The sequence below is a fragment of the Roseomonas sp. 18066 genome (genome assembly GCF_902706185.1).
Classification (GTDB): Bacteria; Pseudomonadota; Alphaproteobacteria; order Acetobacterales; family Acetobacteraceae; genus Pseudoroseomonas.
In genome coordinates, this window is the sequence record NZ_CACSJM010000358.1 from 1 (window position 1) to 241 (window position 241).

The window sequence follows — 241 nt, forward strand, 5'->3', positions numbered from 1 at the left end:
GCGCGGGACTCGCGGCGCTCGGCCAGAATGCCATAGGCTGCCACCAGGACCCCGGCCAGCAGCAGCAGGGCCATGGCCACCACGGCGCGCGGCCCGGCCAGGGCGCGCAGCTGGCGCAGCAGCCCGGCCCAGCGCGCCGCCAGCGCCGCGCCGCGCCGCGGCCCCGGGGCCGTCCCGGCCGCCGCGGCCGGGATGGGGGCCCGGGGCGGGTCGGCAGGAGGCTTGGTGATGGCGTCCAAGG

1 protein-coding gene is annotated in these 241 nt (G+C 82.2%); it reads right to left on the reverse strand.

Going from position 1 to position 241, the window contains the following annotated elements; translation table 11 throughout:
- On the reverse strand, window positions 1-241 hold a 241-nt coding region (locus tag GVN67_RS29220; RefSeq protein WP_200845454.1), incomplete at both ends, for a hypothetical protein.